This is a genomic window from Rubrobacter calidifluminis (genome assembly GCF_028617075.1).
GTDB lineage: Bacteria > Actinomycetota > Rubrobacteria > Rubrobacterales > Rubrobacteraceae > Rubrobacter_E > Rubrobacter_E calidifluminis.
In genome coordinates, this window is sequence record NZ_JAQKGV010000002.1 from 156,965 (window position 1) to 179,516 (window position 22,552).

Consider the following 22,552-nt stretch of genomic DNA (forward strand, 5'->3'; position numbering starts at 1 on the left):
AGAGATGTCCCTCTGCGTGCGCATAATCCCCTGTCTGGACGTGGACGCCGGACGCGTCGTGAAGGGCACCCGCTTCGAGAACCTGCGCGACGCGGGAGACCCGGTCGAGCTCGCCGCCCTCTACGACCGCGAGGGGGCCGACGAGATCGTCTTCTACGACATCACCGCCTCCCATCAGCGGCGCTCTACGGCCGTGGAGCTGGCCCGGCGCGCCGCCGAGGAGGTCTTCGTCCCCTACACGATAGGCGGAGGGGTGAGGACCGTGGAGGACATGCGGGCGATGCTGCGGGCCGGGGCGGACAAGGTCTCGGTGAACAGCGCCGCCGTCAGGGACCCCGCCCTCATAAGCCGGGGCGCGGAGCGTTTCGGGAGCCAGTGTATCGTGCTGAGCGTGGACGTGAAACGCGGGGAGGGTGGCGCGGGTTGGGAGGTCTACCTGAACGGGGGCCGGGTGAACACCGGCAGGGACGCGCTGGAGTGGCTCGCCGAGGGCGAGCGGCGGGGCGCCGGGGAGTTCGTTTTGAACAGCATGGACTCCGACGGTACCGAGACCGGATACGACCTGGATCTCATCTCCGCGGTCGCCGGGAGGACGACCCTTCCGATCGTGGCCTCCGGGGGGGCGGGGCATCCGGATCACATGGTGGCGGCCGTCGAGGCGGGGGCGAGCGCGGTGCTGGCGGCGAGCATCTTCCACTTCGGATCGTGGAGCATACGGGATGTCAAGGAGTACCTGGCGAGAAAGGGGGTCCCGGTCCGTTTTGAGCGCGGCGGGGAACGTGAACTTCGGTGAGAGCGGGCTGGTCCCGGTCGTGGCGCAGGACGCGAACACGGGCGAGGTCCTCACGCTCGCCTACGCCAACAGGGAGGCTCTGGAGCGTACGCTCGAGAGCGGCGAGGCGCATTACTACTCCCGATCGCGGCGGGAGCTGTGGCGAAAGGGGGCGACGAGCGGCAACACCCAGAGGGTGGTCGAGGTGCGGGTGGACTGTGACGGAGACGCGCTCCTCTACAAGGTGGAGCCGCGGGGGCCGGCGTGCCACACGGGGCAGAAGAGCTGCTTCTTCAAGGCGCTCGCAGGGGAAGGGGTGGGGCTCGCGCTCGGCGGGAAGAAGGAGGAGGACGATTTCGGGGCGATGGTGCGCGAGCTCGCCGGGACGATAGCCCAGCGCCACCGCGAGATGCCCGAGGGGTCCTACACGGCGGAGCTCCTCCGGCAGGGCAGGGCCCGGGTCGCGCAGAAGGTGGGCGAGGAGGCGGTCGAAGTCGTGGTGGCCGCGCTTGCGGGTGAGAGGGTGGCCGAGGAGACGGCGGATCTCCTCTACCACCTGCTGGTCCTGCTCGAGGAGCAGCAGGTGGGTGTGGAGGACGTGACGCGCGTCCTGCGCGAGCGGCATGGCTAGCGGGGCTCTCACCCCCACGCTGAACGAGGCGCGCTCTCTCGCCGCGAGCTACGACGTGGTTCCTGTCTACGCCGAGTTCATCGGGGATCTCGAGACGCCGATCTCGGCGGTGATGAAGTTCGGCGGGGAGGAGAACCTCTTCTTGCTCGAGAGCGCGGAGGCGGCCGAGCGCTTCGGGCGCTACTCCTTCGTCGGCTTCGACCCCAAACGCACGCTCTCCTACCGCGGCGGCGTCTACACCGTGGTGGACGCCGACGGGGCGCGCGAGGTGGCCGCCGGGGACCCGTTCCGGGGGCTCGCCGGCATAGTGGGCAGAAAGAGCGTCGCCCCGCTGCCGAACCTGCCGGCTTTCGTCGGCGGGGCGGTGGGCTACTTCTCCTACGACGCGGTGCGCTACCTGGAACGGCTGCCGGACGCCCCGCCGGACGATCTGGGTATCCCGGAGGCTTACTTCCTGCTCACGGACACCCTCGTCGTCTTCGACCACCTGCGCCACCGGGTGCTCGTGGTCTCGCTTCTGGACGCCTCCGGGCTCTCGGACGTGGGCGGGGAGGGTTTCGTCGCGGCCTACCGCCGGGCGGCGGACGACATCCGGAGGGTTTCGGAGCGCCTGGCGGCCCCTCTCCGGTCGCGAAACCTGCCGTCCGGAGAGGGCAGCCTCGAGATCACCTCGAACATGGACCGGAGAGAGTACGAGGAGGCGGTGGCACGGGCGATAGAGTACATCCGGGCGGGTGACGCCTTCCAGGTGGTGCCCTCCCAGCGCTTCGAGGCCGGGGTGGGGGAGCTGGACCCGCTGCTCCTGTACCGTGGTCTGCGTACGGTCAACCCTTCCCCGTACATGACCTACCTGAAGATGGGAGACTTCGCGCTCGTCGGTGCTTCCCCCGAACCGCTGGTGCGGGTGGAGGGGAGAAGGGCGATGACCCGGCCCGTGGCGGGGACCAGGAGGCGCGGGGCTTCGCCGGAGGAGGACGTGGCCCTCGAGAAGGAGCTCCTCGCCGACGAGAAGGAGCGGGCGGAGCACGTGATGCTGGTCGATTTGGGGCGCAACGACCTGGGGCGGGTGTGCGAGGTCGGATCGGTCGAGGTCTCGGCCTTCATGCAGATAGAGCGCTACTCGCACGTGATGCACATAGTCTCCACGGTGGAGGGCGACCTGCGGGAAGACCTCACGGCGCTGGACGCCCTGGCGTCGGCCTTCCCGGCTGGAACGGTCTCCGGGGCGCCGAAGATCAGGGCGATGGAGATCATCGACGAACTGGAGCCCACCCGCCGCGGACCCTACGCCGGCGCGACGGGCTACTACGGGGTGGACGGGAGGCTCGACACCTGCATAACCCTGCGCACGGCGCTGGTGAAGGGGGGGAGGGTCTACTTCCAGGCCGGCGGCGGGGTGGTGGCGGACTCGGTTCCTGCTCTGGAGTACGAGGAGAGCCGCAACAAGGCCCGCGCGATCGTCCGGGCGCTGGAGGTGGCTCGGAGCCGCCCAATGTGGCTCTAGAGCTTCTCCGAGGCGAGGTCGCGCAGCCCGCGGGCTATCCGCTCCGAACTGAAACCTAGCACGTGCCGCTGGTAGTGGTAGAGATCCACCGCGAGCGGGGCGAGCAGGGCGTGCGCCAGATACTCGAGGTCGAGCCCCCGTCTGATCGCACCCTCCCGCTCGGCTTCTCGCAACAGCACCAGCACGGTCCAGCGCTGCCAGTCGTAGGCCGGGTGCGAGAACCGCTCGACCCTGTCCGAGCCGCAGAGCGGCTCCTGGCCCCCGTAGAGCAGCTCCAGGTTCTCCTCGGTGAAGAGGACCATCTCCTCCAGAAACCGATCCAGCTTCTCCAGCGCACCGATCCCGCTCTCCGAGACGAGCTTCATCGTCCGCCGCTGGAAGACGCGGGTGGGCTCGTCGAGGAGCGCCTCGCACAGAAGCCCCTTGTTCGGAAAACGCCGGTAGAGCGTCCCCTTCCCGACCCCGGCGGCCCGGGCGATCTCGGACATCGTCACCCCCGTCACCCCGCGCTCGGAGAACAGAGCGCGCGCCGCATCGAGGATCCTCTCCCGGTTGCGCACCGCGTCTTTGCGCATCCCCTCTTCGCCTCTCGACCACGAACCCCGCATGTGAGCCCGTACACCTTTCGTCCTTGACAGCATGAGTCTACCGCGTTAACTTCACGGCATAAACGGACTGTAGTCCATATATTGGAAGGAGTCTGGATGGCGGTCAGGGTAGCGGTGATCTACTACAGTGCGACGGGCAACGTCTACCGGCTGGCGCGGGCTGTCGAGGAGGGTGCCCGGGAGGCCGGGGCGGAGGTGCGTCTGCGCAAGGTACGGGAGCTGGCGCCGCAGGAGGCGATAAAGAGCAACCAGGGCTGGTACGAGCATTCGCTCGAGACGCAGGACGTACCGGAGGCGAGCCTGGAGGATCTGGAGTGGGCGGACGCGTTCGTCTTCGGGACGCCGACGCGGTTCGGGAACGTCTCGGCGCAGCTCAAGCAGTTCCTCGACACGACGGGTCCGCTGTGGGCGGAGGGGAAGCTCGCGGACAAGGTGGCGAGCGCGTTCACGAGCGCGCAGAACGCCCACGGCGGGCAGGAGACGACCATCGCGACGCTCTACAACGTGTTCGCGCACTGGGGTGCGGTGATCGTACCGCCCGGGTACACCGCTCAGGAGGTCTTCGAGGCGGGGGGCAACCCCTACGGGGCGAGCAGCACCGGGCGCGAGGAGGGGCCGACCGGGGAGGAGCTCGCCGCGGCCCGCTACCAGGGACGCCGGGTGGTCGAGAAGGCTGCGGCCCTGGTAAGGAGCCGGGTGTAGAATCCCCTGGTGTGAGAGCGGGGACGCACACCTTCCTTCCCACGCGCCGGGTGCATTTCGGCGCGGGCAGCGTCGCGAGGCTCGAGGAGGAGGCGCGGCCGTACGGCCGCGCCTTCGTCGTCACCGGCCGGACGCTCGACGAAAAGACGGACCTGGTGAGGAGGGTGGAGGGGCTTCTGGGGGAGCGTCACGCCGGGACCTTCGCCGGGATGGGCGAGCACACGCCGGGGAGCGCCGTGGAGCGGGCGGCGGAGCGGGCGCGGGAGGCCGACCTCCTAGTCGCCTTCGGCGGGGGGAGCGTCGTAGACGGGACGAAGGCGGTGGCTGCGAGAGTCGGTTACCCGCAGCAGGTCGCCGTCCCGACGACCCTCTCGGGGGCCGAGTGGGCGCACCTCGTCGGGGTGACCGACGAGGCCGCCGGGCGCAAGGCGGGGTTTGCGGACGAACGGGCGGTGCCGCCGGTGGTCATACTCGACCCCGAGCTCACGCTCGCCACGCCCGAGAGGCTCTGGCTCTCGACCGGCATCCGGGCGCTCGACCACGCGGTGGAGGGAATCCTCTACGGGGGGGAGCACCCGGTGACCGACGTGACCGGGGTTGAGGGTGCGCGGCGTCTGGTGCGGCTTCTTCCGCGCTCGAAGCGCGAGCCCGGGGACGTGGAGGTGCGGGGTGAGCTTCAGGTCGCATCCTGGCTCGCGTACTTCGCCCCGCTGAACACCCCGATGGGGATCTCACACGTGCTCGGGCGCAGGTTGGGGGCGAGCTACGGTATACCGCACGGCATCACCTCGTGCATCACGCTCGCCCCGAGTCTGGAGGTCATGCGGGAGGGCTTCGCCTCACAAAGGTGGGAGCTTCTCTCCGGGGCGCTCGGCGGGGACCCGCCGGAGAGGGTGGCGGCGCTGGTCCGGGAGCTCGGTCTCCCGCACAGGCTGCGGGACTTCGGCGTGCCCGAAGAAGACCTGGAGAAGGTGGCTTCGGAGTTCGGGGAGCGCGCCGCCCGGGCGCTCGAGATACTGCGCCGGGCCTACTGATCCGCGACCCTGAGTACGATCTTGCCGCGGGTGTGGCCGGACTCCACCCGCTCGTGGGCCTCGGCCGCACTCGCGAGCGGCAGGACGTCCGCGACCTCGACGTGCAGCCTGCCGGCGTCGATCATCTCCGCTAACCTCTCCAGCCTGGGGCGGTCGGAGGTCGCGCTGAAGGCGTGGTAGGAGATCCCACGCCCCACCTCCTCGCCGAAGGCGACTATCGAGACGACGCGCCCGCCGTCGCGCACCGCGCCGAAGCTCCTTCTGAAGGTCTCGCCGCCGACGCAGTCGAAGACGGCGTCAACACCGTCCGGAGCGGCTTCCCTCACCGCCGAGACCCAGTCGCCGTGGTAGTCGATGGCCGCCTCTGCGCCGAGATCGCGCAGGTAGTCGTGGTTGCGGGGGCTCGCGGTCCCTATGACCCGCGCCCCGATCACGCCGGAAGCCAGCTGGACGGCGAAGGTGCCCACACCGCCCGTGGCCCCGGTGATGAGGATGGTCTCGCCGCGGCGGAGCCCTATCTCGTCGAAGAGAGCCTGATGCGCCGTGCAGCCCGCGATCGGGACCGCCGCGGCCTCCTCGAAGGAGAGCGAGGCCGGTTTGTGGGCCACGACCCCGGCCGGGGCGGTGACGTACTCCGCGTAGCAGCCGCCCGAAGCGAGGTAGACCTCATCCCCCTCGGCGAACCCTCCGGCCTGCGGACCGGCCGCCTCGACCACGCCCGCGCCCTCGAGCCCGAGGACGTGGGGGAAGCTCCTTCGCCCGAAGAGCCCCTCGCGCTCCTTGACGTCCCAGGGGCCGACCCCGGCGGCCCGGACGCGTACGAGCACGCCCTCGGGGGAGACTTCCGGTTTCGGGAGCTCTACGAGCCGCATGCGCTCCCGGCCGCCGAAACCGTCTATCGCCACCGCTCGCATCACGGTCAGTCGGACTTCCCGATGACGGTGATGTCCTCCTCCGTGCGGGTGAAGGTCCTGCCTTCGAGGCGGGAGTTGTACCCGTCCCACATCCAGAACTCTGGGACGATCTCCGAGATGAGCTCCCCATCGTCGAACATCCGGACCATCGAGCTCTCCGAGACGACTATCGCGACCGCCCCGGTCTGCCGGGTCACCGAGGCCGCGGCCATGTGCCGGCTGCCCAGCCCCAGCGGCAGCTCGACCCCCTCGGAGGTCGTGTCGATGTAGCGGGTGGCCGAGACGACGACGCCATCGTCCGAAACGACGAAAGCCCCATCGAGCTGGGCTAGCTCCTTTACCGTCTCACGCATGTTGGCGTCCTCTATGTGCTTGCGCTCCTCCGGATGCCCCTCCAGGGGGTCGAGGATCAGGGTCTTCGAGCGCCTGAGCACCTCCTCGGAGTCCCCGACCACGAAGAGCGTACCTATCTTGCGTCCCTCGCGTCCCTCGCGCGCTATCTCGACCGCCAGGGCTATGGTCTGCTCCAGGACCCTGGTGTTGACCCCCCGCTTCTGGGAGCAGATCTCCTTGAAGAGCGTCCTCTTGCCTTTGGCCAAGTATCAAACCTCCATCTTCTCGAGAAGAGAACCGCCGGCTTCTCCGGGTGCCACGTGCTGACCCCTGCTTTCCCACCCCGGGGAATATACGAAGAAACATCCCCCCGGTAGCGAGCCTCCCGTATGGATTTATATAAGCATTGTATCATGAGCCGGCCTCTCTTCCCGCATCCGCGGTCTCCCTCAGCCTCTGGAGAGGGCGGGGAGGAGTCCTTCCAGACTCGTGCGCTGAGGTTCGAGCCACGGTGGCAGCTGGAGCCTCTCTCCGAGGTGGTCGGGGTCCTCGTCTACGGTGAAGCCGGGAGGGTCGGTTGCGATCTCGAAGAGGACGCCGCCGGGCTCGCGGAAGTAGACCGAGCGGAAGTACTTGCGGTCCATCACCGGTGTTACGTGGTACCCGAGGGAGGACAGTTCCTCCCTCAGCGCGAGCTGGCTCTCTTCGTCCGGGACCCGGAAGGCCACGTGGTGGACGGTGCCCACCCCCGTGCTGCCGCCCGGGAACCCCGCGGCCTCCGAGACGTCCACGAGCGAGCCCGGCTTCCCGTCACCGGCCGCGAACCGAACCCGGCCCTCCGTCTCGCCGACCTTCCGGAAACCGAGGTGTTCGGTGAGAAGCTCCGCGGTCTTCTCGGCACCTTCGACGGCGAGCGTGACGTGGTGCAGCCCGCGCACCGCGCTCTCCGGTGGGACGGGACCGCCGAAGTATCCCTGCCGGGTCTCCTTCCTGCCTGCGACGAGCTCCAGACGTAACCCGTCAGGATCCTGGAAGCCGAGAACCGTGTCCCCGAACCGCTCACGCGGCTTTTCGAAGCGGACTCCATTTTCTATGAGCCTCTGTGTCCAGTATCCGAGCGAGCCCGCGGGTACGGAGACGGCGGTCGTGATCACCTGCCCCGACCCCTTGCGTCCCTTCGGGGCGCCCGGCCAGGGGAAGAAGGTGATGATCGTGCCGGGGCTGCCGGTCCCGTCGCCGTAGTAGAGGTGGTAGGTCGTGGGGTCGTCGAAGTTCACCGTCTTCTTCACCAGACGCATCCCCAGGACCTCCGAGTAGAACAGCACGTTCTCACGCGGCGGACCGGCTATCGCGGTGAGGTGGTGTATCCCGTGGGTTACGGTCTTCGTCTCGCCCATCGCACCGCCTTCAGCCCATGTGGGTGGTGTGCTCGGGACGGACGTAGATTATCACCCGCTCCTCTCCCGGCCGCCGGTCGGGGTATTCGTCCACCCGAGATACTTCTTGGCCATCGCGTTTATGAAGTCGAAGTTCGGATCGTCCTCGATGCGCTCCACCACACCGCGTACCTCGAGGTAGCGGTAAGGGTTCTCGGGATCGACGATCGAGAGGGCTACCCTCGGGTCGCGCCTGAGGTTGCGGTACTTCTGGCGCGTCTTGGTCTGGCTGAACTTTATGTACTCGCCGTCCCAGTCGAACCACACCGGGTTGCTCTGCGGCTCGCCTTTGGGACCCACGGTCGCCACGTGGGCCAGCGCCTTGCTCCTGAGCAGATCCTCGAACTTATGCGGGATGACGGAGGAAGTCTTCTCGCTCAACTACTCTCCCTCCTCCTGTATCTCTCTCTCGCTCTCCTGAACGGCTTTCGCGACGATAGCGAGCGCGACCACGAGACCGACCGGCCCCACCCAGCCGGGCAGCCGGATGCCGAAGAGCCGGTCCAGAGAGTACCTGTCGGGTCCGGAGAGCATGAGCGCAAGCGCGATCGCCATGTTGGTGAGCGGAAGCTCCGCACCGCCCTCCGTCGCCCAGATCGGCTTGTTCCAGTGCACCTTGCGCGCCGCCATCGCCATCGCCCCGATGATCCCGAGCGGCCCCACCGGGTGGAAGAGCCCGAGCGCGGTGAGCACCCCGCCACCGAACTCCGAGGCACCGCCCACGAACGCCCAGCGCTCGGCGGGTTTGAGGTTGAGCGTCTCCATCATACCCCTGGTTCCCTCGGGGCCGGGGCCCCCGAACCAACCGAAGAGCTTCTGCCCCCCGTGACCGGCGAGGAGTGTCCCCGCAGTACCCCTCAGCACAAGCTGCGAAAGATCTTTCACTACCGACCTCCCTTTCCTCTCTGGATCGTCTCTGGATCGCTACACACAGACTGCCCGACAGCCGCTACTCGTTAACGCCCGTCACCCCCTCCAGGTTGCCCCGTACCCTCTCCAGAAGGCCTCGCAGAAGAGCCCTCTCTTCGCTGCTCAGACCGTCGAGCGCCTCCTGCTCGACCTGCTCCCAGCAGCGGAAGACGCGTTCCACCGCACTCCGTCCTCGCCCGGACAGATACACCCGGAAGCTGCGCGCATCCTCGGGGTCCCTCCGCCTCTCGACGAACCCGCAGCGCTCCAGACGCTGGACCATCCGGGTCGCCGTCGGCGGTTCCACCCCAAGCCTCCCGGCCAGCTCGCATACCCGCAGACCGTCCTCCCGCCACAGCTCCGCCAGTACCAGCTCCTGACCCGGGTGCAGTCCCAGCGCCGCCAGCTCACGCCCGACCCTGCCCCGGTGAGCCCTGCTCACCCGGGCCAGCAGATGCCCGGTGGTCTCCCTGATCTCTTCTCCGCTTCCGCGGTTCACTCTCAGACTCCCGCCAGACCAATTAGTTAGCCGGCTAAACATCTAACACGGGAGGGATGTTTGTCAAGAAGATCAGCGTTTTTGGGGGCTGTCCGCCTCATCCCGGGCGTGGCGTGAAGTGTGCGAGCGCCAGCAGTCGTCCGAGGAGGGTTCGGGCGAACGGCCGGTAGCGGGTGTTCTGGAACGCGGCGAGGCGCCAGCCTTTCTCTCCTTCTCTGACGGCGACCATCGTCTGGACGGAGAGCCGCCGGCTCGAGGGGTGATTCTGGTGTGCCCGGAGGATGGCTCCCCTGCTGTGGATGAGAGCCACGTCGGGTGAGAGGAAGCGCAGCGAGGAGGACTCGGTGACGAGGCGGGAGCCTTTCATGAACCGATCGAAGAGCGGCCGGTGGGCCTCGGCGATCTCCTGGCGTCCTTTGAGATGCGTCCCGTCGAAGACGACGTAGTCGGCGTCTTCGGTGAACAGGGAGGCGTAAGCGTCGGCATCACCCCGGTCCCAGGCCTCACCTAACTCCTGTATGAGGCCCTGGATGGCGGCTTCGTCATTCGGGTGTGGTGTTTTCTTCTGCATCTTCGTTTCTCCTGCATCGTTGAGCACGCTGTATTTCTTTGGTGTCCGTGATCTGAGCGGGCTGCGCGCCGTCCTGGCGTGCCACCCGGTGGAACTATCCGGTGGTTGTGTCTTCGGTCATGAACACCTGATGATCTTTGCGCCGGTTGTCCACGGCGAGGCAGCCCAGGGCGGCGAGCAGGACGACGGCTATCGGGAGCACCATCGTCGGGTGCATCGCGTCCACGAAGCCGTGGGTGAAGACGCTGTGGGCGGCGCTCTCTATGCGGTGAGCGAGCTGCGGGGGTACGCTCCGCGGTAGGTGCGTCCCGCCTCCCGTCTGGCCGGCTCCCACCTCGAAGCCTCTCTTCGCGGCGTGACCGAAACCCGCCACGAAGCGGTCGCGGACCTGCGGCGGGAGCTGCGAGGAGCGGCTTGTGGCCTGGTCGTGGAGGGCTGAGGCGAGGCGGTTCTGAAGGAGGGCGCCGACGGCTGCGCCGGCGATGACGCCGCCGAGCTCCTGGGTGGTGTTGAGCACCCCGGATGCCGCACCTGCGAGCTCGGGCCTGAGGTTCCGGGTAGCGATGCTGTAGACCGGGCCCCAGACGCAGGCGAGCCCTGCGCCGCTCGCGATCAGGCCGGGCAGGAAGATCCAGCGGGGGGAGCCTGCGTGGGCGACCCAGTCTATGTAGCCCACTCCGGAGGCGAAGACCGGGAGGCCGAAGAGGAGGACGTACTTGCCGCCCATCCTGTCTGCGAGGATGCCAGCGAAGGGGGAGACGAGCATCATCGCGAGAGGTTGCGGCGCTATGGTGAGCCCGGCCGCGAGCGCGCTGTAGCCCAGGACCGACTGCAGGTAGATCGTCAGGGGGAGGTAGACGCCGAGCATCGCGAAGCCTATCGCCGCCAGGACGAGCGTCATCAGGGTGAAGTTGCGGTCCCTGAAGACGGCGAAGGGTACGAGCGGCTCGCTGTTCTGGTGGAAGCGCTGGTGGATGAGGAAGATGGCGAGGAGAGACGCGCCCGCGCAGATGATCTCGGGTATGGTTATGAAAGAGTAGACCTTCCCCCAGTCGTGGCGCTCGCCTTCGATGAGGCCGAAGACGACGCCGAGGAGTCCGGCGGTGGCTAGGAGGACTCCGGTGAGGTCGAGCCGGTGGCGGCGTCCGGGCCGGAGGTCGGGGACGAGGGCGAAGGCGAGGGCGATGACGGCGAGGCCCACGGGCACATTGACGTAGAAGATCCAACGCCACCCCAGATGGGTGACGATGAAGCCGCCCAAGGTCGGCCCGGCGAGTACTGCGAGCCCACTCACTATGCCGTTTAGAGCGAAGACGGCCCCGCGCTGTCCGGGCGGGAAGAGGCTGGTCATGAGGGGGAGACCCTGCGGGGCCAGGAGCGCGGCCCCGAGCCCCTGCAGCGCGCGGGCGGCGATGAGCTGGGCCGGGTCCCGGGCGAGGCCGCTTGCGACCGAGGCCGCGGTGAAGAGGGCGATGCCCGCGATGAACAGGTTGCGCGGCCCGAGGATATCGCCGAGCCTTCCGGCGGTGATGAGCAGCACCGCGTAGAGCAGGCTGTAGGCGTTGAGGACCCACAGAACCTCATCGAGCGAGGCCCCGATGCCGTCTATGATCCTCGGTATGGCGATGTTGACGATGGTCAGGTCGAGCAACGTCATGAAGAGGCCCAGAACGAGCACCGCCATCACCGCCCAGCGGTTGCCCCGCACCCGGCCTTTCTGGTCAGACATCTCTCTGCTGGCTCCTTCCTGATGAATGGAGTTCATCTGCTACCCTGCGGAGCCTGCGACCTGCTATGCTTGAGGGTACGCACGACCCCGACGGTCCGCTCCGCAGGGCTGTTACGGGGAACGTCCGGCCCCGGCGGGTGTGGCCGCACCCGCCGGGGCCTCTCTGTCTACTCAAACCATCTTTCCTCCCTCGATCCTGAATACCGGGCACCGCGGCGCCAGGCCCGCGAACTCCTCCGGAGACCCGGAGATGCCGTACAGGCGCCGGAAGAACGTTACGCCGCCCGGCACCTTCTCCGGGAACTCCCTGAGGATGGGGACGCGCTCCTCGACGGGCAGCTCGACCAGCCTCACGCGCTCCTCGCGGCGCCCGCGGGAGAGGATCGCCCACCCCGCCCTTCGGGCATTCTCCACCCAATCCGCCTCCCCGGTGCCGGCGACCACGTAGCGCCGGCCGTCCACCACCAGCAGGGAGACCGGCGTCGTGCGCATCCTGCCGCTCCTGCGGCCCGGGACCGAGATCAGACACATCGGCCCAACCACCAATCCCAGCCGCTGCAGAAAAGCGACCACCGGGTTGACCAGGCTCAACCAGCCGGGCAACCCCAGCTCCTCCAGACGCCTCCTCTTCCCGCTGCCCGCCATCAGCCTCCTTCCGTCACCGTGCTACACTGCAATAAGTTTAGTTGCTAATGGGAAATTAAAAAAATATTTTAGATGGTAAACTAATAGCAGCATAAACGGAGGTGAGGAAGTTGTCAAGTGGGTCACCGAAAAAACGCGAGGAGTTGCTGGTGGAGCTGGAGAGGGAGGTCCGCCAGACGAACGTGCTCGGGGAGTTCTTCTTCCGGGCCATAGCGGACAGGGTCGGGTTGAACGCGATAGATCTGCAGGTCGTGAACATACTGGACATCACCGGGCCGGTGACGGCGGGTGAGCTCGCGGAGATGACGGGGGTGACGACCGGGGCGATCACGGGTCTTATCAACCGGCTGGAGAGGGTTGGGCTGGTGCGGCGGGAGAGGGACCCGGGCGACCGCCGGCGGGTGATCGTCCGGCTGGTTCCGAACGAGGAGTTCATGCGTAAGGCCGGTCCGATCTTCGACTCCATCGGGAGGTCCTGGGCCGGGCTGGTCTCCGACTACGACGACGAGCAGCTGGCCTTCCTGGTGGACTTCCTGAGGCGGAGCAACGCGATGACCAGGGCTGAGATCTACAAGCTGCGAGGGGGGGAGGGAGGGGAGTTCGTATCACCGCTCGGTGGGGTGGAGCGCGGGAAGCTGGTGTTCGCGGCCGGGGCGTCGCGGGTGATCATCAGCGCCGACCCGGACCTGGAGGAACTTTACCGGGCGCACTTCGAGGGGCCCTCTCCCGAGGTGAGGGAGAAGGGCGGCACCGTCACCATCCGCTATCCGCGGCGCTTCAGGCCGATGGAGTGGCGCAGGAGGTCCGGGAGGGTCACGCTGAACGCCGGAATACCGTGGGAGATCGAGGTTCGGGGAGGGGCTTCGGAGCTCGTGGCGGACCTCGCGGTTCTCAAGCTCTCCTCGCTCGAGATCAAAGGCGGAGCCAGCAAGGTAGAGGTCTCTCTACCCGAACTGGAGGGCACGGTGCCGGTGCGCATCTCCGGCGGGGCGAGCGGCATAACGTTGAGCCGCCCGCAGGGGGCGGCCGCGCGGCTGGTCGTGAAGGGAGGGGTCAGCGGGCTGAATTTCGACGACCAGCACCTCGGCGCGGTGGGAGGGACGCTAAGGCTGCAGAGTAAGGGTTACGAGAGCTCGGAAGACCGCTACGAGATCGTGCTCTCCGGCGGGGCGAGCAGGCTGGACGTTGTCATCCGCTAGGGGATCACCCTGACTCCGGAGTCTTCCGTGACCTCCCCGATGATGTTCGCGAGCTCCCCGCGGGCCTTCAGCGCCTGCACCAGCTCTCCGGCTCTCTCCGCCGGGACCGAGAGCAGGAGGCCTCCGCTCGTCTGCGGGTCGTAGAGCGGCAGGAGGTCTTCCTCCGATACACCGTCCGGGTGCACCTTCTCCTGCAGATAGGTGCGGTTGTTGTTCAGGCCGCCGGGGTAACAGCCCTCTGCGGCGAGCGAAGAGGCGCGATCGAGCAACGGGACGCTACGCCGGTGCACGATCGCTCCTGTCCCGCTCGCCTCCATCATCTCCAGGAGGTGTCCGAGCAGCCCGTAGCCGGTGACGTCCGTGGCGGCGGAGACGCCGACCTCGCGGGCCGCGTCGCGGGCGCCGCGGTTGAGGCGGGTGGCCCACCGCACGGTCTCCTCGAGGTGCTTCTCCGGGAGCAGGTCGCGTTTGAGGGCGGTGGTCAGGATGCCGGTGCCCAGAGGTTTGGTAAGTACGAGAGCGTCGCCGGGGCGTGCCCCGGTGTTCCTGGTGACCCGATCCTCTTCCACCCAGCCGGTGACAGAGAGGCCGTACTTCGGTTCGTCGTCCTGTACCGAGTGCCCGCCGCAGAGCCTGGCTCCGGCCTCCTCTATCTTCGAGAGCCCACCGGCGAGGATCTCCCGCAGTATGCCGAGGTCGAGCGAGCAGGGGAAGGCGACCAGGTTCATCGCGGTAAGGGGCTCGCCGCCCATCGCGTAGACATCCGAGAGGGCGTTGGCCGCGGCGATCTGGCCGAATCGGTACGGATCGTCCACGATCGGGGTGAAGAAGTCTGCCGTCTGCAGCAAGAGACCACCCCCGAACGGGATGTAGCCTGCATCGTCGCGGCTCTCTATCCCGCTCACGAGTCCGCCGGCGTCGCCGGGAACGAGTCCCGAGAGTGCCTGCTCCAGGTCCCCCGGAGCGAACTTCGACGCTCAACCGGCCTTGGTGGAGTACCTGGTGAGCCTTATCCTCGTTCGCTCGTCCATCTCGCGGAGAGTATAACTCCCCGGCAGGAGGCTCCGCCGCCGGCGTTGACCGGCACCGATCGGTGGGTTAAGCTCGAAGCGATGCCGGTCTCATGCGCCCGGCCGTCTCTGTCGCCGACGGCTGCCGCGCTGAGCGGGGTAGTGGAGGAGAACCATGGTGAAGCAAGCCGAGAGAACGGAGCCCAAGCCGCTCGTGCGCCGGCTGCTCCTCGCGCTTTCCAAAAACCCCGTGATACCCGCGGTGCGCGCCCCGGACGAAACGCTGGAGGAACTGCTCGCCGGGGACCACCCGGCCATCTTCGTCCTCGGCGGGGATGTCTTCAAGATCGTCGAGCTCTGTCGTCGCGCCCGGCGTCGGCCCCCGGTCTGCATAAACGTGGACATGGTAGGCGGGATAGCCTCCGATGCCAGCGGGCTCGGGTTCCTCTCCGGCAGGGTGGATGGGATCATCTCAACCCACCGCCACGTCATAGAGATCGCCAGGCAGACCAACCTCATCACCATCCAGCGCCTCTTCGCCATAGACTCCAGCGCGGTCCGGAGGGGGATGAAGCTCATCCGCCAGGCCGACCCGGACGGCGTGGAGATACTGCCCGGCGTCGTATACCCGGAGATCGCCGCCGAGTACGCCGGTACCCTCAAGCCGCTCACCCTGGCCGGCGGGCTCGTCCGGGACCGGGGGACCGTGCGCGCTATCGTGGACGCCGGCGCAGCCGGCGTCTCGACCAGCACCAGGGCGCTCTGGCGCTCCCTTGACGTGGAGCCCGCGAACCTGTAAAGTGAATGCGCATAAATAGTAATCTGCGTTGCGCAGGGCGCAGAGAGAAGAGAGAGCCCCGCGCAGAGCTGCGATAGGTTTGCCGTGCGGCTGCCGCGTCGCGGCTTTGCGCGGGGCTCTCTAGCTTTAGGTGGAGAACCGCGGGGCGGTATGCTGGGTACGAGGAAAGAGGAGGTGGGGAAGGCGGATTAGGGGTGATCTTTAGACGTGTGACGGAGGCCTTTTGGTCTGGCAGCAGCGGGGAGGGAGAGGAGGAAGTGTATGCCGGGAGAATACGTACTGGCGGTCGATCAGGGGACCACTAGCTCCAGGGCGATAGTCTTCAACCACGACAGCGCCACGGTCGGTGAGGCGCAGAGGGAATTCACCCAGCACTACCCGCGTCCCGGGTGGGTCGAGCACGACGCGAACGAGATCTGGGAGGTCACGCTCGGGGTCATAAGGGACGCGCTCGAAGATGCCGGGGTCTCGGCCGGCTCGCTCGCGGGGATAGGGATAACCAACCAGCGCGAGACGGTGGTGATGTGGGATCGCAGGACAGGGGAGCCGGTGCACCGGGCCATCGTCTGGCAGGACCGGAGGGGCGCGGGGATCTGCGACGATCTCGTCGCGCGCGGCTACGAGAAGCTGGTACGGGACAAAGCCGGGCTTACGGTCGACGCCTACTTCTCCGGTTCGAAGGTCAAGTGGCTTCTGGACAACGTCGAGGGTCTGAGGGAGAAGGCCAGGTCCGGGGAGATCTGCTTCGGCACGATAGACTCCTGGCTCGTCTACAGGCTCACCGGGGGGCGAGAGCACATAACCGACTACTCGAACGCCTCGCGCACGATGCTCTACAACATCTACGACCTCAGGTGGGACGACGAGCTTTTGGAGATGCTCGACGTGCCGCGCGAGATCCTGCCCGAGGTCATGCCCTCCTCTTACGTCTACGGGAAGACCGATCCGGACGTCATGTTCGGGGCCGAGGTTCCGATCGCCGGGATCGCCGGAGACCAGCAGGCGGCGCTCTTCGGGGAGGTCGCCTACGAGAGGGGGCTCACCAAGAACACCTACGGTACGGGATCGTTCGCGCTGATGAACACCGGCACCGAGGGCATCCGCAGCGGTGGGGATCTGCTGACCACCATAGCCTGGAAGCTCGGGGACGAGCCGGTCGAGTACGCGCTGGAGGGTGCGATCTTCATCACCGGGGCTGCCGTGCAGTGGCTGCGGGACGGGCTCGGGATAATCCAGAACGCGGCCGAGACCGAAGATCTCGCCCGCAGCCTGGATTCCAACGACGACGTGTACTTCGTCCCGGCGCTCGTGGGGCTCGGGGCCCCGCACTGGGACTCCTACGCCCGGGGGACCATCGTCGGGATCACCCGCGGTACCACCAGGGCGCACCTGGCGCGGGCCGCGCTCGAGAGCATGTGCTACCAGACACGCGACGTGGTCGAGGCCATGGAGAAAGATTCCGGGATAAAGCTCCCGAGCTTCAAGGCCGACGGTGGGGCCGCGGCGAACCGCTGGATGATGCAGTTCCAGGCGGACATTCTCGGCGTTCCGGTCGAGGTCCCAGAGACGCTCGAGACCACCGCGCTCGGGGCGGCTTACCTCGCCGGGCTCGCCACCGGCTTCTGGGAGAATAAGGAAGAGCTGGTGAACCGCTGGCGCCTCAGGCGGCGCTACGAGCCGCAGATGGGCGAGGAGGAGCGTGAGCGGCTCTACGCCCGGTGGAAGGAAGCTCTCGAGCGCTCCCGGCGGTGGGCCAAAGAAGCCGTCGAGTCGCCGCTGGCCTGAGGAGGCGGAAGATGAAGAAGATCATCAACGCCCCCGAGCGCGTCGTAGAGGAGATGCTGCGGGGGATGGAGCTCGCCAACCCGGGTCTGATCCGGCTGATCCCCGAGCACAACGTCGTCGTCCGGGCCGACGCCCCCGTCGAAGGCAAGGTCGCGCTCGTCTCCGGCGGCGGTTCGGGGCACGAACCGACCCACGGCGGGTACGTCGGGCCCGGGATGCTCGACGCCGCCTGCGCCGGGGCCGTCTTCACCAGCCCCACCCCCGAGCAGATGCTCGAGGCCACCAAGGCCGTGAACGGCGGGGCCGGGGTGTTCTACGTCGTCAAGAACTACACCGGGGACGTCTTGAACTTCGAGATGGCCGGGGAGCTCGCCGAGGCCGAGGGGATAGAGACCGACTACGTCGTCACCAACGACGACGTGGCCGTCGAGGACTCCACCTACACCAGCGGGCGGCGCGGGATCGCGGGTACGATCTTCGTGCACAAGATCTGCGGCGCCGCGGCCGACGACGGCAAGAAGCTCCCCGAGATAAAGGAACTCGCCGAGAGGGTCAACGCCAACGTCCGCTCGATGGGGATGGCCCTAACCAGCTGCACGCCGCCGGAGGCCGGGGAGCCCATCTTCCAGATCGCGGACGACGAGATGGAGATCGGGATCGGCATCCACGGCGAACCCGGAGCCGAGCGCAGGAAGATAGAACCCGCCGACAGGATAGTCGATCGGATGCTCGAGAAGATCCTCGGCGACTCGGTGGACTACTCCGGTTCCGAAGTCGCCGTGATCGTCAACGGGCTCGGCGGCACGCCGTTGATGGAACTCTACGTCGCCTACCAGCACGTACACGACGTGCTGAAGAGGGAGGGTATCGAGGTCTGGAGGAGGCCTTACATCGGGGACTACATGACGTCTCTCGAGATGGCGGGCTTCTCGATAACGCTCCTGAAGCTGGATGAAGAGATGAAGCGCTACCTCGCCGCACCCTGCACGGTCGCGGCGGGCAGGCCGTTCTAGAGGAAAGGAGTAGCTATGGCACAGGCTGCAGCACCACCCAGGCGAGGCTGGCGTTCCACGGTGTGGGGCGAGCTCTCGGCCGAGTTTCTGGGCACTTTCGTTCTGATAGCCTTCGGAGACGGCGTGGTCGCGATGGCGGTCGCCGCGCTCAACCAGTCGGGCCGGGCGGAGAACGGGCACACCATCTTCCTGGCCTCCGGCGACTGGTTGCTCATAACCTGGGGCTGGGCGATGGCGGTCGCCTTCGGCGTCTACGTCGCTGGAGGGATAAGCGGGGCCCACCTGAACCCGGCGGTGACGCTCGCGCTGGCGGCGAAGAGAGACTTCCCGTGGCGCAAGGTTATACCGTACATGGTGGCTCAGGTGGTAGGGGCGTTCGTGGGCGCCGCCCTGGTGTATCTCGTCTACCACAACGCGATAGCTAGCTTCGAGCAGGCGAACCACATAACCAGGGGCGATCCGGCTTCCAACACGACCTTCTCGATCTTCGCGACCTTCCCCGCCCCGTACTTCCACGGCAGCATGGTGGGACCGCTCATCGACCAGATCGTGGGCACGATGTTCCTCGTCATGTTCGTCTTCGCGCTCACCGACGACCGCAACCAGCCCCCGCTGTCCAACATGGCCCCGTTCCTCGTCGGCATGGCGGTAGCGGCGATAGGTATGTCCTACGGGGCGAACGCGGGTTATGCGATAAACCCGGCCCGTGACTTCGGACCCAGGCTGCTGGCTTGGTTCGCCGGCTGGGGGCAGGTGGCGATGCCGGGTACGGTAAAGGGGTCGTTCAGCAACTACTTCTGGGTTCCGATAGTCGGACCGCTGGTTGGAGGGGTGATCGGCGCCTACGTCTACGACTTCTTCATCCGGAACGTGCTCCTCTCCAGAGGACAGCCGCCGACGCCGGCCGTGGAGGCCCAGGGGGAGACCAACGTTGATCAGCGCGGAGCGGACACCGGACGCGAGGCCGAGCCCCGGGGGAGGACTGTAAAGGAGTAGGATGTTCTACCGGTGCGGGGCTGGAGGCGGAGGTCCGGCGCGAGGCGGCCGGACCTCCGCCTTCCCCGGGATGTGATGGTTCCCTGAGAAAGGAGTTTTCTTGAGTTCCGCTGAGTCTACGATCGCGGTCGTGAGGGCGATGGCCGCCGCGGTGGAGGAGCACCGGCAGGAGCTGACCCGGCTCGACTCGAAGATCGGCGACGGCGACCACGGGACGAACATGCACCGGGGCTTTCAGGCCGCGCTGGAGCGTCTGGAGACAGACGCTCCGTCCACACCCTCCGACGTGCTCAAGGCCGTCTCGATGGCGCTGATCAGTAAGGTGGGCGGGGCCGCCGGCCCGCTCTACGGCACGGCTTTTCTCAGGGCTTCCTCCGCGCTCTCAGGCAAGGAAGAGCCGGATGCTTCGGACGCGGTGGAGGCGATGGAGGCGGCCCTCGCTGGCATCAAGCAGAGGGGCAAGGCCGAGGTGGGTGACAAGACTATGGTCGACGCGCTCGAGCCCGCGGTCGAGGCGGCTAGGAAGGAGGCCGGGTCCTCGGGGGACGTGGGCCGGGTGCTCCGGGCGGCGGCCGAGGCGGCAGCCCAGGGGGCGGAGTCGACTGTTCCGCTCGCCGCCCGGCGCGGGAGGGCGAGCTACCTCGGTCAGCGGGCCGCAGGGCACAAGGACCCCGGGGCGGCCTCCATGCACCTGCTGCTGGACGCCGCGGCCCTGGCTTTGGAGGCGTGATGGCAACGGGCCTGGTGCTCGTCTCCCACAGCCCCGAGATAGCTTCGGGCACGGCGGAGCTGGTGCGGCAGATGGCCGGAGATGTCGAGGTCCGGGCCGTCGGGGGGGATCCGGACGGCGCCCTCGGAACCGACCCGGACAGGATAGGGAACGCCATAGAGGAGATCGGGACGGACGAAATCCTCATCTTTATGGATATCGGGAGCGCGGTCCTCTCGGCCGAGGCGGTGATTGAGATGCTCGACGAGGGACTCAGGGAGCGGGTCCATCTGGTCGACGCCCCATTCGTCGAGGGGGCGTTCGCAGCCGGGGTGGTCGCCTCCGCAGGCGCCGACGCCCGGGAGTGCATGGAGGCGGCCCGGCAGGCCAGGACGGAGCCGAAGCTGCATTAGGGGATGTGCTTGCTCTTCCTGACCTCCGCCGGTGAGCCGGGTACAAAATGAATGTGCAGCCAGAGGAAGGAGCGGGTATGACGCGCAAGGTACCGGGTGACATAGAGCAGTACCCCTTTGATCTCATCGTCGTCGGGGCCGGGATAAACGGGGCCGGGATCGCCCGCGACGCGGCGATGCGAGGTCTACGCGTGCTGCTCCTGGACAAGGGGGACATCTCCAACGGGACCACCCAGTGGGCGACCAGGCTCATCCACGGGGGGCTCAGGTACCTGGAGTACTACGAGGTGGCTCTGGTGCGCGAGTCGCTGCACGACAGGGAGATCCTGCTGCGCATAGCCCCGCACCTGGTCAGGCCGCTCGGGTTCATGGTCCCGATCTACGAGCGCTCCAGGCGCGGGCCGCGCATGATCCGGCTGGGGATGATCGCCTACGACATCCTCTCCTACGAGAAGAGCATGCCGCGCCACAGGATGTTTGACCGGGAGGGGGCGCTTGAGCGCGAGCCGGGCCTCAACCCCGATGGTCTGCTCGGTGCCGCCTTCTACTACGACGCGCAGGCCGAGTACGCCGAGCGGCTGGCGGTCGAGAACGCCATCAGCGCGCGAGAGCACGGGGCGATGGTCATCACCTACGCGAAGGTCGAGCGGCTCTTGCGCGAGGGAAAGAACGTGGTCGGGGTGGAGTTCTCCGACCTGCTCGACGGCGGCAGGCGCCGCGTCGCCCGCGCCCCGGTCACGGTCAACGTCTCGGGGCCGTGGGTGGACGAGGTGCTGGGCAACCTCTCCCCGAAGCGCATGATCGGCGGCACCAAGGGCAGTCACCTGGTCGTCGACCCGTTCCCCGGGGCGCCCAGGAACGAGGCGCTCTACGTCGAAGCCCGCAGGGACGGGCGTCCCTACTTCATCGTGCCCTGGAACGGGCGCTACCTCATCGGCACGACCGACATCCCCTACGAGGGGGACCTCGACTACGTCTCGGCCGAGGAGTGGGAGATAGAGTACCTGCTCGAAGAGACCAACCACGTCATCCCGCAGGCGGGTCTCACCCGCCAGGACGTACTCTACACCTACGCCGGCGTCCGGCCGCTGCCCTACGAGCCCGACGCCGACGCCGGCAGCATCACGAGGAGTCACATCGTCTACGATCACGCCCGGCACGAACCGCGTCTGGAGGGCCTCATCTCGATCATAGGGGGCAAGCTCACCACCTACCGTAACCTCGGGCGTCAGACGACGGACATGGTCTACAGGAAGCTCGGGCAGAAGCCGCCGAAGAGCGCGACCTCCATCGTCCCCCTGCCCGGCGGCAGGACCGGCGACTTCGAGTCGTTCTCGGAGCGCTTCAAGGCCGAGAGCGGGCTCCTGCCCCAGATCTCCGAGCGGCTGCTCAAGCTCTACGGGGCCCGGGCGTGGGACGTGCTCGAGATGGCCGGGGAAGACCCTTCGCTCAGGGAGCCGCTCGTCACGCCCGCCACCGTGCAGAACGGGCTCATCGGGGCCGAGGTACTCTACTCCTTCGAGCGGGAGATGGCCGAGAAGCTCTCCGACGTGCTCCTCAGGAGGAGCATGGCCGCGCTCGACCGGGAGGCCGGGCTCGACGTCGACGAGGCGGCGGCGAAGGTGGCGGCGAGGCACTTCGGGTGGGACGAGGAGCGTACGGAAGGCGAGGTGGAGGAGTACCGCGATTACATCCGGCGCTACCACCCGAAGGCCCTGCAGGAAACCTCGGGACGCAGATAAGCACCCCGATCTCCAAGTTTACGCCCGGCCGTTTCCGGGAAGTTAGGTAGCGGTGTTTCAACAGTAAATCGCAGGAGGTCGGGAAGCCATGGAGACCGGACGCGGAACCCAGGGCATATTCTCTGAGGAGATGCGCCAGAAGAGAGAAGAGATAATCGAGCTCCTCAAGAAGGCATACTTCATGGAGCTTGAGACGGTGATGAACTACGTCACCAACTCCGTCAACCCTGACGGGGTGAGGGCCCAGGAGATCAAGGAATCCCTCGAGGAGGACATCCAGGAGGAGCTCGGTCACGCCCAGCAGTTCGCCGCCAGGATCAAGGAACTCTACGGGGTGGTTCCGGGCTCGATGGATTTCAAACCCGAGCAGAGCTACCTGCAGCCCCCCGAAGAGCAGACCGACGTCGTGAGCATCATAAAGGGCGTCATCGAGGCCGAGACGGGCGCGATAGAGCACTACACACGCATCGTCGAGGAGACCGAGGGTGTCGACCACGTCACCCAGGACATGGTGATAGACATCCTGCACGACGAGCAGGAGCACCGCCGGCTCTTCGAGGGGTTCCTGCGCGAGTACCAGGCAGAGGGGCTCGCCTAGA

General features: G+C 67.3%; 24 protein-coding genes and 1 pseudogene. 14 read left to right on the forward strand and 11 right to left on the reverse strand.

All coding sequences use genetic code 11. The annotated features are described in order from the left end of the window. The first annotated feature begins 4 nt into the window (after positions 1-4). From hisF to trpE, 3 genes are read left to right on the forward strand one after another with little or no spacing between them, the layout of a single operon-like run. Positions 5-793 carry an imidazole glycerol phosphate synthase subunit HisF gene (gene hisF, locus PJB24_RS02685; protein ID WP_420541875.1) on the forward strand — a complete coding sequence of 263 codons (789 nt, stop codon included), beginning with the start codon at positions 5-7 and terminating at the stop codon, positions 791-793. Then, positions 762-1,403: a bifunctional phosphoribosyl-AMP cyclohydrolase/phosphoribosyl-ATP diphosphatase HisIE gene (gene hisIE / locus PJB24_RS02690; protein WP_273842409.1), complete on the forward strand. Its 642-nt coding sequence runs from the start codon at positions 762-764 to the stop codon at positions 1,401-1,403. Before hisF ends, hisIE begins: the two co-directional genes overlap by 32 nt. After that, positions 1,396-2,907: an anthranilate synthase component I gene (gene trpE, locus PJB24_RS02695; RefSeq protein ID WP_273842411.1), complete on the forward strand. Its 1,512-nt coding sequence runs from the start codon at positions 1,396-1,398 to the stop codon at positions 2,905-2,907. The genes hisIE and trpE overlap by 8 nt, the downstream gene beginning before the upstream one ends. Here the strand turns inward: trpE and PJB24_RS02700 are convergent. Then, positions 2,904-3,482, reverse strand: coding sequence for a TetR/AcrR family transcriptional regulator (locus PJB24_RS02700; protein WP_273842414.1), 579 nt, complete (start codon positions 3,480-3,482; stop codon positions 2,904-2,906). The two genes, trpE and PJB24_RS02700, sit on opposite strands and share 4 nt — an antisense overlap. Before the next feature lie 129 nt (positions 3,483-3,611). On the opposite strand from PJB24_RS02700, the gene wrbA reads away from it, so the two are divergent. Together wrbA and PJB24_RS02710 are read left to right on the forward strand one after the other, a co-directional pair. Continuing rightward, positions 3,612-4,217: an NAD(P)H:quinone oxidoreductase gene (gene wrbA / locus PJB24_RS02705; protein WP_273842415.1), complete on the forward strand. Its 606-nt coding sequence runs from the start codon at positions 3,612-3,614 to the stop codon at positions 4,215-4,217. A gap of 11 nt (positions 4,218-4,228) precedes the next feature. Next, entirely contained in the window at positions 4,229-5,251 is a 1,023-nt protein-coding gene (locus tag PJB24_RS02710; RefSeq protein ID WP_273842417.1) for an iron-containing alcohol dehydrogenase, read from the forward strand. Here the strand turns inward: PJB24_RS02710 and PJB24_RS02715 are convergent. From PJB24_RS02715 to PJB24_RS02755, 9 genes and pseudogenes are all read right to left on the reverse strand, one after another. Then, positions 5,245-6,165 (reverse strand): NADP-dependent oxidoreductase, encoded by a 921-nt coding sequence (locus tag PJB24_RS02715; RefSeq protein ID WP_273842560.1) that lies wholly within the window; start codon positions 6,163-6,165, stop codon positions 5,245-5,247. The genes PJB24_RS02710 and PJB24_RS02715 overlap by 7 nt on opposite strands. A gap of 5 nt (positions 6,166-6,170) precedes the next feature. Beyond that, positions 6,171-6,764 carry a DNA integrity scanning protein DisA nucleotide-binding domain protein gene (locus PJB24_RS02720; RefSeq protein WP_273842419.1) on the reverse strand — a complete coding sequence of 198 codons (594 nt, stop codon included), beginning with the start codon at positions 6,762-6,764 and terminating at the stop codon, positions 6,171-6,173. A 183-nt stretch (positions 6,765-6,947) separates the two neighbouring features. Continuing rightward, positions 6,948-7,895, reverse strand: a complete 948-nt coding sequence (locus tag PJB24_RS02725) for a ring-cleaving dioxygenase (RefSeq protein ID WP_273842421.1) — start codon at positions 7,893-7,895, stop codon at positions 6,948-6,950. Between the two features lie 10 nt (positions 7,896-7,905). Next, positions 7,906-8,315: pseudogene (locus PJB24_RS02730) on the reverse strand (PPOX class F420-dependent oxidoreductase). Beyond that, positions 8,316-8,819 carry a DoxX family protein gene (locus tag PJB24_RS02735; protein ID WP_273842425.1) on the reverse strand — a complete coding sequence of 168 codons (504 nt, stop codon included), beginning with the start codon at positions 8,817-8,819 and terminating at the stop codon, positions 8,316-8,318. It lies immediately after the preceding pseudogene. A gap of 64 nt (positions 8,820-8,883) precedes the next feature. Then, positions 8,884-9,342 carry a MarR family winged helix-turn-helix transcriptional regulator gene (locus PJB24_RS02740; protein ID WP_273842428.1) on the reverse strand — a complete coding sequence of 153 codons (459 nt, stop codon included), beginning with the start codon at positions 9,340-9,342 and terminating at the stop codon, positions 8,884-8,886. A gap of 97 nt (positions 9,343-9,439) precedes the next feature. Continuing rightward, positions 9,440-9,913 (reverse strand): SgcJ/EcaC family oxidoreductase, encoded by a 474-nt coding sequence (locus PJB24_RS02745; protein ID WP_273842430.1) that lies wholly within the window; start codon positions 9,911-9,913, stop codon positions 9,440-9,442. Positions 9,914-10,007: 94 nt separating this feature from the next. Next, positions 10,008-11,642, reverse strand: a complete 1,635-nt coding sequence (locus tag PJB24_RS02750) for a DHA2 family efflux MFS transporter permease subunit (protein ID WP_273842433.1) — start codon at positions 11,640-11,642, stop codon at positions 10,008-10,010. Positions 11,643-11,813: 171 nt separating this feature from the next. Continuing rightward, the gene (locus PJB24_RS02755; RefSeq protein WP_273842435.1) at positions 11,814-12,287 is read right to left on the reverse strand and encodes a nitroreductase/quinone reductase family protein; all 474 of its coding nucleotides are present in this window, start codon (positions 12,285-12,287) and stop codon (positions 11,814-11,816) included. Positions 12,288-12,397: 110 nt separating this feature from the next. Here PJB24_RS02755 and PJB24_RS02760 point away from each other — a divergent pair, with 110 nt between their 5' ends. Then, a complete protein-coding gene (locus PJB24_RS02760; RefSeq protein ID WP_273842437.1) occupies positions 12,398-13,486 on the forward strand; it encodes a MarR family winged helix-turn-helix transcriptional regulator in 1,089 nt (362 codons plus the stop codon). On the opposite strand, the gene selD is transcribed toward PJB24_RS02760, so the two are convergent. Next, complete coding sequence (selD, locus tag PJB24_RS02765; protein ID WP_273842439.1) at positions 13,483-14,517, reverse strand: selenide, water dikinase SelD; 1,035 nt, start codon at positions 14,515-14,517, stop codon at positions 13,483-13,485. The two genes, PJB24_RS02760 and selD, sit on opposite strands and share 4 nt — an antisense overlap. A gap of 157 nt (positions 14,518-14,674) precedes the next feature. Between selD and PJB24_RS02770 the strand changes: the two genes are divergently transcribed. The 8 genes from PJB24_RS02770 (at position 14,675) to PJB24_RS02805 (ending at position 22,551) form a co-directional block, all read left to right on the forward strand. Next, a complete protein-coding gene (locus tag PJB24_RS02770; RefSeq protein WP_273842441.1) occupies positions 14,675-15,295 on the forward strand; it encodes a glycerol-3-phosphate responsive antiterminator in 621 nt (206 codons plus the stop codon). Positions 15,296-15,556: 261 nt separating this feature from the next. Next, the gene (glpK, locus tag PJB24_RS02775) at positions 15,557-17,080 is read left to right on the forward strand and encodes a glycerol kinase GlpK (RefSeq protein ID WP_273842443.1); all 1,524 of its coding nucleotides are present in this window, start codon (positions 15,557-15,559) and stop codon (positions 17,078-17,080) included. 11 nt (positions 17,081-17,091) lie between these two features. Further along, entirely contained in the window at positions 17,092-18,093 is a 1,002-nt protein-coding gene (gene dhaK, locus PJB24_RS02780) for a dihydroxyacetone kinase subunit DhaK (RefSeq protein ID WP_273842445.1), read from the forward strand. Positions 18,094-18,108: 15 nt separating this feature from the next. Then, positions 18,109-19,089 (forward strand): MIP/aquaporin family protein, encoded by a 981-nt coding sequence (locus PJB24_RS02785; RefSeq protein WP_273842447.1) that lies wholly within the window; start codon positions 18,109-18,111, stop codon positions 19,087-19,089. Positions 19,090-19,228: 139 nt separating this feature from the next. Continuing rightward, entirely contained in the window at positions 19,229-19,819 is a 591-nt protein-coding gene (dhaL, locus tag PJB24_RS02790) for a dihydroxyacetone kinase subunit DhaL (RefSeq protein ID WP_420541876.1), read from the forward strand. Continuing rightward, on the forward strand, positions 19,819-20,211 hold the full coding sequence (dhaM, locus tag PJB24_RS02795; RefSeq protein ID WP_273842453.1) for a dihydroxyacetone kinase phosphoryl donor subunit DhaM: 393 nt from the start codon (positions 19,819-19,821) through the stop codon (positions 20,209-20,211). Before dhaL ends, dhaM begins: the two co-directional genes overlap by 1 nt. 77 nt (positions 20,212-20,288) lie before the next feature. Then, on the forward strand, positions 20,289-21,953 hold the full coding sequence (glpD, locus tag PJB24_RS02800; RefSeq protein ID WP_273842455.1) for a glycerol-3-phosphate dehydrogenase: 1,665 nt from the start codon (positions 20,289-20,291) through the stop codon (positions 21,951-21,953). Positions 21,954-22,041: 88 nt separating this feature from the next. Beyond that, positions 22,042-22,551 (forward strand): ferritin-like domain-containing protein, encoded by a 510-nt coding sequence (locus PJB24_RS02805; protein WP_273842456.1) that lies wholly within the window; start codon positions 22,042-22,044, stop codon positions 22,549-22,551. The last annotated feature ends 1 nt before the right edge of the window (position 22,552 follow it).

What these genes read in the sequence shown, in the direction of transcription:
- hisF (WP_420541875.1), top strand. Translation starts at nt 5, where the DNA reads ATGTCCCTCTGCGTGCGCATAATCCCCTGTCTGGACGTGGACGCCGGA.
- trpE (WP_273842411.1), top strand. Translation starts at nt 1,396, where the DNA reads ATGGCTAGCGGGGCTCTCACCCCCACGCTGAACGAGGCGCGCTCTCTC.
- PJB24_RS02700 (WP_273842414.1), bottom strand. Translation starts at nt 3,482, where the DNA reads ATGCGCAAAGACGCGGTGCGCAACCGGGAGAGGATCCTCGATGCGGCG.
- wrbA (WP_273842415.1), top strand. Translation starts at nt 3,612, where the DNA reads ATGGCGGTCAGGGTAGCGGTGATCTACTACAGTGCGACGGGCAACGTC.
- PJB24_RS02715 (WP_273842560.1), bottom strand. Translation starts at nt 6,165, where the DNA reads ATGCGAGCGGTGGCGATAGACGGTTTCGGCGGCCGGGAGCGCATGCGG.
- PJB24_RS02725 (WP_273842421.1), bottom strand. Translation starts at nt 7,895, where the DNA reads ATGGGCGAGACGAAGACCGTAACCCACGGGATACACCACCTCACCGCG.
- PJB24_RS02745 (WP_273842430.1), bottom strand. Translation starts at nt 9,913, where the DNA reads ATGCAGAAGAAAACACCACACCCGAATGACGAAGCCGCCATCCAGGGC.
- PJB24_RS02750 (WP_273842433.1), bottom strand. Translation starts at nt 11,642, where the DNA reads ATGTCTGACCAGAAAGGCCGGGTGCGGGGCAACCGCTGGGCGGTGATG.
- PJB24_RS02755 (WP_273842435.1), bottom strand. Translation starts at nt 12,287, where the DNA reads ATGGCGGGCAGCGGGAAGAGGAGGCGTCTGGAGGAGCTGGGGTTGCCC.
- glpK (WP_273842443.1), top strand. Translation starts at nt 15,557, where the DNA reads ATGCCGGGAGAATACGTACTGGCGGTCGATCAGGGGACCACTAGCTCC.
- dhaK (WP_273842445.1), top strand. Translation starts at nt 17,092, where the DNA reads ATGAAGAAGATCATCAACGCCCCCGAGCGCGTCGTAGAGGAGATGCTG.
- PJB24_RS02785 (WP_273842447.1), top strand. Translation starts at nt 18,109, where the DNA reads ATGGCACAGGCTGCAGCACCACCCAGGCGAGGCTGGCGTTCCACGGTG.
- dhaL (WP_420541876.1), top strand. Translation starts at nt 19,229, where the DNA reads ATGGCCGCCGCGGTGGAGGAGCACCGGCAGGAGCTGACCCGGCTCGAC.
- dhaM (WP_273842453.1), top strand. Translation starts at nt 19,819, where the DNA reads ATGGCAACGGGCCTGGTGCTCGTCTCCCACAGCCCCGAGATAGCTTCG.
- glpD (WP_273842455.1), top strand. Translation starts at nt 20,289, where the DNA reads ATGACGCGCAAGGTACCGGGTGACATAGAGCAGTACCCCTTTGATCTC.
- PJB24_RS02805 (WP_273842456.1), top strand. Translation starts at nt 22,042, where the DNA reads ATGGAGACCGGACGCGGAACCCAGGGCATATTCTCTGAGGAGATGCGC.